This is a genomic window from Cupriavidus sp. 8B, from assembly GCF_054589115.1.
In genome coordinates this window covers 87,435-94,282 of the sequence record NZ_BAAILO010000107.1, presented here as the reverse complement: position 1 = coordinate 94,282, position 6,848 = coordinate 87,435, and the positions used below count along the sequence as shown (strand labels likewise).

Below are 6,848 nucleotides of genomic sequence, written 5' to 3'. Positions count from 1 at the left end.
CTCCCAGCGGCGCACCGTACTGGGAGCCCGTCCGATGCGCTTTGCGAATTCGTTGATCCGATAAACCTTGCTCATGGCGAGCAATTATAGATACTTATGAGCAAGAATGTAGTATCTGTTGCTCGCTCCCGCCACGTGAGATCCGGCCGAGCGAAGAGGGCGTCGTAAATCGCCAACGTGGCAGCATCATTCGCTTTCATCGGGCCGACACGGCAGTCCAGTCAGCTCAGGCGGCTGACCGCAGATCCTATGTCAGGATGAGCCTGGTACACCGCCTCAAGCTCCGCGCGCACACGGCTGGCAAATGGCTCTTTGCCCTCGAGCAGGTAGATCAGTGCGTTCGCATCGAAAAACGCGATTACCAGCGGCTCTCCTCGGTCAGGGCGGCGTCGATCTCTGCCTTGTCGCGCGTACCGGCGGTCGGTTGCGCAAGCAGCCATTGCACGGCCATTACACCCGGCCCCGTCCGCGAGCGCTCGCCCGTGAGGCGCCGATACTCTTCCTCCGACAGCACAACAGCAGCCGACCGGTTACGCTTGATGATGTGCACTGGCCCATGCCGCAAGCCTTCCTCAATGGCGGCCATGCCGCGTCGCTTGAGCTCCGCGACGGTCAACGTATTGTTCATGGCGGCCCCTCTTTCAGTACAAAACACAAGTTAAATGGTGCTGAATTCAGTACTGAATTGCAAGTATCGAGGATGCTCATGGCGTGACTGGTGGCCTTCTGGCATTGGCTGCCGCGCCCGCATCAGTGCTTGCTGCGGCTATCGGCAGACCTCAACGTGGCCTGCCGCAATGGCGGTCACCCTGACCGCTCCCCTAACCGGTCGCCCCCTACGATCGAGCGGATATGCTTGACCATTCCCAACGGCGATCCGGCGGCAACCTGACGGGCCGCCTTCCTGACGTACTGCCTCTCAGAGTCAAAGCTATTCAGGCTGGATGCCTGCCGTCTTGATGATCTTGCCCCAGCGATCGAGCTCGGCAAGCTGGAATTTAGCGAGTTCCTCAGGCGAGGACACCTTTACCTCCATGCCGTTTTCCATCACGAAATGACGAATGGATTCGGTCGCCATGGCTTTGCGCATCAGCTCGTTGAGGCGGTTGATGATCGGCGCCGGCGTGCCTGCCGGCGCGTACAGCCCGTTCCAGTAGCCGAACTCATAACCCGCCACCCCTTGCTCCGCGATGGTTGGCACGCTGGGCAGCAGCTGCGAGCGCTGCGGGCTGCTGACGCCGAGCGCGCGCAGTTTGCCGGCCTTGACCTGCGGCAGGCTGGTGGTCAGGTCGACGATCATCACGTCGGTCTGTCCGGCCACAAGGTCGATCACGGCAGGCGGATTGGCCTTGTAGGGGACGTATGTCAGTTTCGTCCCGGTCATGTGCTGGAACTGCTCGGTGGCAACCCGCGCCGACGATGAGCCGGAGCCGAACGTCAGCTTGCCCGGCTCCTTCCTCGCCAGTGCGATGAGCTCGGGCACGTTCGCGGCCTTCACGTTGGGGTTCACGACCATCAGCATGTAGCCCTGGACCACCTGGCCGATCGGCGCGAAATCCTTGATGGGGTTGTAGGGCAGATTCTTCACCAGATGCGGATTGGCCGCCTGCGTGGTGTTGGTGGTCATGAACAGCGTGTAGCCATCGGGCACCGAGCGCGCGACGAGTTGCGCCGCGATGCCCCCGAATGCGCCAGGGCGGCTGTCGACGACGACCGCCTGGCCCGTCTCCTTGGTGATCTGGGCACCCATTGCGCGGGCCAGTCCATCCGTGGTGCTGCCGGGGCTGGAGCCGATCACGATGGTGATCGGCTTGGTCGGATAGGATTGCGCGCCGGCCATGCCCGGCGCCAGCACGGTCATGGCGATTGCCGCCAGAAATCTGATTTGCATCTTGTCTCCTGTGATTCTGATTCTTATCGTCGGGGCGGCGTAACCAGGCCGGGTAACGAGGCTGCGTAGCGAGGCTGTGTAGCGAGGCTCCCAGCGCTCAGGTAGTGAGGCTGAACTCCGGCCGTTGCCCGGCCAGCGCCTGGGCAATGCTTGCCAGGACCATCTCCCCCATGGCGGCCCGCGTCTGGTGCGTGGCGCTGGCGCGGTGCGCCTGCAGCGTGACGTTGTCCAGCGCGAGCAGGGATTGCGGCACGTTCGGCTCATCGACGAAGACATCCAGCCCGGCCCCGGCAATGCGCCCGGCAGTCAGCGCCGCGACCAGGTCGTCTTCCTTGACCAGCCGGCCGCGCGCGATGTTGATCAGGTAGCCGTCCTTGCCCAGCGCGTCGAGCACCTCGGCATCGACAATGCCCTCCGCCTTGTCCGCGGCGGCGGCAAGAATCAGTGCATCGCTCTGGCGGGCCAGCTGCACGAGGTCGGCCACGAAGGTGTGGGGGACGTCATCCATCGCCTTGAGATCCGTGTAGGCGATGGGGCAGCCGAACGCCGTCATGCGCGCAGCGATGGCACGGCCCACGCGGCCCATGCCGACAATGCCCACGCGCATGCCGCTGACGCGGCGGGCCAGCGGGATCGCGCTTGGCTGCGGATGGCGGACCCAGTCGCCGGCGCGGATAAACCGATCGCACGAGCACATGCCCCGGCAAGTGGCGATCAGCAGGCCCACGGCGAGATCCGCGACATCCTCGGTCAGCGCTCCAAATGTCCCGGTCACCGGCAGGCCGCGCGCGCGGGCATATTCGAGGTCGACCGCATCGGTGCCGACGCCGTTGACCGCCACCACCTGGAGCGCGGGCAGTTGCGCCATCATTGCCCTGGTGATGCCGGTGTGGCCGCCGGTGATGACCGCGCGGATCGTGGGCCCATGCTCGCGCAGATAGGCATCCTTGTCGGTTTGCTCGAACAACCGGTGCACGGTGTAGAGCGAATCCAGCTTGTCGTTGATCGCAGGGATGAGGATCGGGTTCAGCTGCAGGATGCTGGCTTTCATGTTGTAGTCCTATCGGGAAGGCGATGTCATATGTCATCCTATGACTTAGACCGTATCGAAACAAGGAGGAAATCAGGGATTTAGGGTTAACACCTTGACTAACTGCGCCAAACAGGGGAAACCTTCAACCCCGGATCTCGGAGGGCGGTATAGTATGTCATATGACAACGCAACACCATGAGCAGCATAAGGCTCGCACTTGAAAAGCCTTGTGTCCGCGGCCAACCCGTTGCCGCTCCGGCCTTGATGCCCACGCTGATAGACCATGATCACTGACCTGCCCATCGACCTGATTGCCGATGTCCGCAATGCGGTCGGCGAAAGCCCGTTGTGGGATACAAAGACCCAATGCCTGTACTGGGTGGACATCCCCGCCAGGACACTATTCGAATGGAACGCCGCTAGCGCGGCAATCCGCACGCGGCGGCTGGCTGAAATGGAGGCATGTATCGCCCCCGCCAGTGGCGGCGGCTTTGCCGCTGGCATGCAAAGCGGCCTGTTCCACCTTCGGCCGCAGGCCGATGGCAGCATGGCCAGCCGGAGCCTGGCCAGTGTAGTGGCCTGCAGCGCCAGATAGAGGGAGCGGGAATGACGCAGGTGTCGTGCACCGCTTTACGCCTGAGGGGCGCCTTGACCGCAGCATCGCGCTTCCCGTGAAAAAGCCGGCGATGTGCTCCTTTGGCGGCGCCGACATGAAGACCCTGTTCGTCACGTCGATTCGCCCGGCCGACGCATCGGTGGAAGCCGAGCAGCCGCTGGCCGGCGGGGTATTCGCGTTGCGTCCCGGTGTTGCCGGGATTGCCGAACACCCTTTCCAGCTTGCCGCATGACCGCTCGATTGGGCCGCACCCAGGCGCCACTCAAGCGGCAGGATCCGGGCGGCGGGTACCGCCGCCCGGCAAGTCACAGGCCTTACATCCTCCCCTTCCAGGGCACCAGCCACTTCTCCGTCTTCCTCATCAGCAGATCAAACGTGTAGGCAATTAGGCCAATCAGCCCGATGCCCATGATCACCACATCCGTGCGCAGGAAGTTCGACGCATTGAGCACCATCTGCCCAAGGCCCGACGTAGCGGCCACCATCTCGGCTGCGACCAGCGTGGTCCAGCCGAAGCCGATGGCAATCCGCATGCCGGTCAGGATGTCCGGCAACGCGGCGGGGATCACCACATGGCGGATCACCTGCCACCGGTTGGCGCCCATCGAATACGCGGCATTGATCTGCTCGATGGTGACCGAGCGCACCCCGGCCTGGGCCGACATGGCCAGCGGCGCGAAGCAGGCCAGGAAGATCAGCAGGATCTTGGACGTTTCATCGATGCCGAACCAGATCACGATCAGCGGCAGGTAGGCCAGCGGCGGCAGCGGACGATAGAACTCGATGGGCGGATCGAACACCCCGCGCGCGATGCGCGACACCCCCATCATCACGCCGATCGGCACCGCCGTGACGGTCGCCAGTGCAAACGCGCCGAACACGCGCACCATGCTGGCGCGGAAGTGCTCGGTCAGCGGCAGGCCGCCTTGCACATTGCCGTTCCAGGCATCGACAAAGGCGTTGATGATGGCTTCCGGCGTGGGCAGGAACAGCGGCGGCAGCCAGCGCAGGTGGCTGGCGATCCACCACAACGCCAGCAGCGACACCACGGTGATGGTGGAGATGCGCGAGCTGGAGCCCTCGCCCGGCAGGCGGTAGCCGGAGACGGCCTTCATGCGGCGCGCCGGCGGCTTGGCGGCCACGGCGGCCGTGCCCGGCGCGGGGTCGAGTCTTTGAGCAGTAGCAGGCATGTCGGACTCCTCAGGGCGTGGCATGGATCAGGTTGACGATTTCTTCGCGGTACCGGATGAACTCCGGATCGGCCTTGACCTCGCGGGCGTTGCCGCAGGCAATGAAGCGTCGCGCGAAGGGCAGCTCGTAGGTATGCGCGATGCGGCCCGGCGAGGGCGTCATCACGATCAGCCGCGTTGCCAGGAACAGCGCTTCTTCCACGCTGTGGGTGATGAAGAACACGATCTTCTGCTCCGCCGCCCACAGCTTGAGAATCAGCGCCTGGATCGTCTCGCGCGTGAGCGCGTCGAGCGCGCCGAGCGGCTCATCCATCAGCATGACCGCCGGATCGTTGGCGAGCGTGCGGGCAATGCCCACGCGCTGCTGCATGCCGCCGGAGAGCTGGTAGACCGGCTTGGCCGCTACCTTTTCCAGGCCGACCAGCGCCAGCTTTTCCTGGGCGATGCGCAGGCGCTCGGCGCGCGGCACGCCGCGCAGCCGCAGGCCCAGCGCCACGTTGTCCAGCACATTGAGCCAGGGCATCAATGCATGCTTCTGGAACACGACGCCGCGCTCCGCACCAGGGCCGTGCACGGATTTGCCATCGAGGCGGATCTCGCCTTCCGAGGGTTGCATGAAACCGGCGATGCACGACAGCAAGGTCGTCTTGCCGCACCCGGAGGCACCCAGCGCGACCACGAAATCGCCGCGCTCCATGGTGAGATTGACTTGGGACAGGGCCAGCGTATCGGCGCCACCGCGGCCGCCGTAGTTAACGCTCAGGTTGTCGATTTCGAGTTTGGCCATAGCTGCAAACTTCCTGAAAAGGGGATTCAAGGCCGCGCGGCAGGCGTCGCCCGCCACGCGGCGCTGGCAAGTCAGGCCGGCGTCTTGGAGGCGAGCGCGCGCTTCACCCATTCCGCATTGACGCCCGCGCCGTAGTCCGGCAACACGGTCTGGATCGTGCCCTGCTCCTTCAGGAATTGCGCCGCCGATTGCAGCGCCTTGGCCGCGCCGCCACCCAGCCAGCGGGGCGAGGCTTGCTCTTCCAGCGTGGGGAAGCCGTACAGCGCCATGCTGCCCGGCACCGCATCGGGCTTGGCGCCGGAGACCTTGGCGACCGCCTTCACCATCGGCGAATCCGGGGTCCATGCGGCCTTGTCCTGGCGATATTTGTCATCCGCCGCGGCCAGGATCTTGACGAACTTGACCATGAACTCGGGGTTCTCCCGCGCGAACTTCTTGTTGGCGATCATGCCATCGAAGGTGGCCTTGCCTGTCTCGGCGGCGATCTTGCCGGAGGTCACCAGCACCTTGCCCGATTGCTTGAGCTTGGCCAGCACCGGGTCCCAGATAAAGGTCGCGTCGATGTCGCCGCGCTCCCAGGCCGCGGCCACTTCGGGCGGCCGCATGTTCATGATCTTGACGTCTTTGGGATTGATCTTGGCCTGCTCAAGCGCCACCAGCGTGTGATAGTGCGTGGTGGAGACAAAGGGCACGCCCACCCGCTTGCCTTTCAGGTCGGCCACGCTGTTGATATTGCTGCCGTTGCGCGCCACCATGGCCTCGGCCGCGTTGATGTCGTCAAGGATCCAGAACAGCTCCACGTCCAGCCCCTGCGACAACGCCGAGGCAATCGGCGAGGTGCCGGCTTCGCCGATCGCGATCTGGCCCGAAGCCATGGCGCGGATCACGTCGCCGCCGCCGCCGAACTGGCGGAACGAGACCTTGTAGCCGGTCTGCTTCTCGACTTCCTTCATGTCCTGCGCATAGCGCCATGGCACCACCATGTCCTGATAGGCGATGACAACTTCCTTGGTCTGCGCGTAGGCGCCCGGGGCAACGACGGCCGCCAGTACTACGCTTGCTGCAAGCTGCTTGAACCAACGCATGATGAACCTCCTCAAGATTAACGGTGTGGTGTGCTGTGGCGGAGAACGCCGGCACGGAAAGCCTGGCACCAGGGCGGTGCCTGCTCGAGGAGGAAGATGTGATAAGCATGAGGCATGCCAGTGTCTCCGTCTGGTTGGGACGTCTTTGCGTCCTCTCCTTTCTTAGCGGCGCTCTGCTCTGTGGAGAGTCGTCGCGGCGTGCACCAAGCGCTTTGGCAAGCAGCGCTGGGCAAGGTGTAGTCGTAT

The 6,848-nt window shown here is 64.2% G+C and carries 8 protein-coding genes and 1 pseudogene; 3 read left to right on the top strand and 6 right to left on the bottom strand.

The window, feature by feature from the left end; genetic code table 11:
* Nucleotides 1–358: 358 nt before the first annotated feature.
* From ACYP5B_RS12210 to ACYP5B_RS12200, 3 genes are all read right to left on the bottom strand, one after another.
* Nucleotides 359–628 (bottom strand): hypothetical protein, encoded by a 270-nt coding sequence (locus ACYP5B_RS12210; RefSeq protein ID WP_459569776.1) that lies wholly within the window; start codon nt 626–628, stop codon nt 359–361.
* Between the two features lie 303 nt (nt 629–931).
* On the bottom strand, nt 932–1,891 hold the full coding sequence (locus tag ACYP5B_RS12205; RefSeq protein ID WP_459569775.1) for a Bug family tripartite tricarboxylate transporter substrate binding protein: 960 nt from the start codon (nt 1,889–1,891) through the stop codon (nt 932–934).
* A gap of 97 nt (nt 1,892–1,988) precedes the next feature.
* Nucleotides 1,989–2,942, bottom strand: coding sequence for a 2-hydroxyacid dehydrogenase (locus tag ACYP5B_RS12200; protein ID WP_459569774.1), 954 nt, complete (start codon nt 2,940–2,942; stop codon nt 1,989–1,991).
* 265 nt (nt 2,943–3,207) lie between these two features.
* On the opposite strand from ACYP5B_RS12200, the gene ACYP5B_RS12195 reads away from it, so the two are divergent.
* The 3 genes and pseudogenes from ACYP5B_RS12195 (at nt 3,208) to ACYP5B_RS12185 (ending at nt 3,772) form a co-directional block, all read left to right on the top strand.
* Nucleotides 3,208–3,519, top strand: a complete 312-nt coding sequence (locus ACYP5B_RS12195; RefSeq protein WP_459569773.1) for an SMP-30/gluconolactonase/LRE family protein — start codon at nt 3,208–3,210, stop codon at nt 3,517–3,519.
* 25 nt (nt 3,520–3,544) lie between these two features.
* A pseudogene (locus ACYP5B_RS12190) lies at nt 3,545–3,601 on the top strand (hypothetical protein); the annotation flags it as partial.
* 33 nt (nt 3,602–3,634) lie between these two features.
* On the top strand, nt 3,635–3,772 hold the full coding sequence (locus ACYP5B_RS12185) for a hypothetical protein (protein WP_459569785.1): 138 nt from the start codon (nt 3,635–3,637) through the stop codon (nt 3,770–3,772).
* Between the two features lie 82 nt (nt 3,773–3,854).
* On the opposite strand, the gene ACYP5B_RS12180 is transcribed toward ACYP5B_RS12185, so the two are convergent.
* The 3 genes from ACYP5B_RS12180 to tauA all read right to left on the bottom strand — a co-directional run bounded on the left by ACYP5B_RS12180 (nt 3,855) and on the right by tauA (nt 6,602).
* Nucleotides 3,855–4,730, bottom strand: coding sequence for an ABC transporter permease subunit (locus ACYP5B_RS12180; protein WP_400103335.1), 876 nt, complete (start codon nt 4,728–4,730; stop codon nt 3,855–3,857).
* A gap of 10 nt (nt 4,731–4,740) precedes the next feature.
* Nucleotides 4,741–5,517, bottom strand: a complete 777-nt coding sequence (locus tag ACYP5B_RS12175) for a taurine ABC transporter ATP-binding protein (protein WP_150986972.1) — start codon at nt 5,515–5,517, stop codon at nt 4,741–4,743.
* 71 nt (nt 5,518–5,588) lie between these two features.
* Nucleotides 5,589–6,602, bottom strand: a complete 1,014-nt coding sequence (gene tauA, locus ACYP5B_RS12170) for a taurine ABC transporter substrate-binding protein (RefSeq protein WP_318238265.1) — start codon at nt 6,600–6,602, stop codon at nt 5,589–5,591.
* Between the last annotated feature and the right edge of the window lie 246 nt (nt 6,603–6,848).

Excerpts from the sequence above, each read along its gene's own strand:
- ACYP5B_RS12185 (WP_459569785.1), top strand. The coding sequence starts at position 3,635 with ATGAAGACCCTGTTCGTCACGTCGATTCGCCCGGCCGACGCATCGGTG.
- ACYP5B_RS12205 (WP_459569775.1), bottom strand. The coding sequence starts at position 1,891 with ATGCAAATCAGATTTCTGGCGGCAATCGCCATGACCGTGCTGGCGCCG.
- ACYP5B_RS12200 (WP_459569774.1), bottom strand. The coding sequence starts at position 2,942 with ATGAAAGCCAGCATCCTGCAGCTGAACCCGATCCTCATCCCTGCGATC.
- tauA (WP_318238265.1), bottom strand. The coding sequence starts at position 6,602 with ATGCGTTGGTTCAAGCAGCTTGCAGCAAGCGTAGTACTGGCGGCCGTC.
- ACYP5B_RS12180 (WP_400103335.1), bottom strand. The coding sequence starts at position 4,730 with ATGCCTGCTACTGCTCAAAGACTCGACCCCGCGCCGGGCACGGCCGCC.
- ACYP5B_RS12195 (WP_459569773.1), top strand. The coding sequence starts at position 3,208 with ATGATCACTGACCTGCCCATCGACCTGATTGCCGATGTCCGCAATGCG.
- ACYP5B_RS12210 (WP_459569776.1), bottom strand. The coding sequence starts at position 628 with ATGAACAATACGTTGACCGTCGCGGAGCTCAAGCGACGCGGCATGGCC.
- ACYP5B_RS12175 (WP_150986972.1), bottom strand. The coding sequence starts at position 5,517 with ATGGCCAAACTCGAAATCGACAACCTGAGCGTTAACTACGGCGGCCGC.